This is a genomic window from Actinomadura litoris (genome assembly GCF_009733595.1).
Lineage (GTDB): Bacteria > Actinomycetota > Actinomycetes > Streptosporangiales > Streptosporangiaceae > Spirillospora > Spirillospora litoris.
In genome coordinates this window covers 1-1439 of sequence record NZ_WOFH01000032.1, presented here as the reverse complement: position 1 = coordinate 1439, position 1439 = coordinate 1, and the positions used below count along the sequence as shown (strand labels likewise).

The window sequence follows — 1439 nt, the reverse complement described above, 5'->3', positions numbered from 1 at the left end:
CCGCATTGGTTCAAGACGGCGGTGTTCTATGAGGTGTCGGTCCGGGGCTACGCCGATTCCAACGGCGACGGCTACGGCGACCTGCGCGGCCTGATCAACAAACTCGACCACCTGCAATGGCTGGGCATCGACTGCCTCTGGCTGCTGCCCATCTACCAATCACCCCTGCGCGACGGCGGCTACGACATCGCCGACTACACCACCATCCTCCCCGACTTCGGCGACCTGGGCGACTTCGTCGACCTCATCGACCAAGCCCACACCCGCGGCATCCGCGTCATCGCCGACCTGGTCATGAACCACACCTCCGACGCCCACCCCTGGTTCCACGCCTCCCGCACCGACCCCCAAGGCCCCTACGGCGACTTCTACACCTGGAGCGACACCGACACCGGCTACCCCGACGCCCGCATCATCTTCATCGACACCGAAACCTCCAACTGGACCTACGACCCCATCCGCCGCCAGTACTACTGGCACCGCTTCTTCTCCCACCAACCCGACCTCAACTACGACAACCCCGCCGTCCAAGACGCCATGCTGGAGGTCCTGCGGTTCTGGCTCGACCTGGGCATCGACGGATTCCGCCTGGACGCCGTCCCCTACCTGTACGCCCGCGAGGGCACCAACTGCGAAAACCTCCCCGAAACCCACACCTACCTCAAACGCGTCCGCGCCGAGATCGACCGCCTCTACCCCGACCGCGTCCTACTCGCCGAGGCCAACCAATGGCCCGCCGACGTCGTCGCCTACTTCGGCGACCCCGCCCGCGGCGGCGACGAATGCCACATGGCCTTCCACTTCCCCGTCATGCCCCGCATCTACATGGCCGTCCGCCGCGAACAGCGCTACCCCATCTCCGAGATCATGGCCCAGACCCCCACCATCCCCACCAACTGCCAATGGGGCATCTTCCTCCGCAACCACGACGAACTCACCCTGGAGATGGTCACCGACGACGAACGCGACTACATGTACACCGAATACGCCAAAGACCCCCGCATGAAAGCCAACATCGGCATCCGCCGACGCCTGGCCCCCCTCCTGGACAACGACCGCAACCAACTCGAACTGTTCACCGCCCTCCTGCTCTCCCTCCCCGGCTCCCCCGTCCTGTACTACGGCGACGAGATCGGCATGGGCGACAACATCTGGCTCGGCGACCGCGACGCCGTCCGCACCCCCATGCAATGGACCCCCGACCGCAACGCCGGCTTCTCCCGCGCCGACCCCGCCCGCCTCTACCTCCCCGTCATCATGGACCCCATCTACGGCTACCAGGCCGTCAACGTCGAAGCCCAGGCCGACAACCCCGGATCCCTCCTGCACTGGACCCGCACCATGATCGAAATCCGCCAACGCCACCCCGTCTTCGGCGTCGGCACCTACAACGAACTCTCCGCCTCCAACCCCTCCGTCCTCGCCTTCACCCGCGAGAT

Annotated in this window: 1 protein-coding gene; it reads left to right on the top strand. The window is 65.8% G+C overall.

Going from position 1 to position 1439, the window contains the following annotated elements; genetic code table 11:
• Positions 1 to 1439 (top strand): maltose alpha-D-glucosyltransferase (treS, locus tag GNZ18_RS40615; protein ID WP_156222934.1); only part of this gene is annotated, 1439 nt, incomplete at both ends.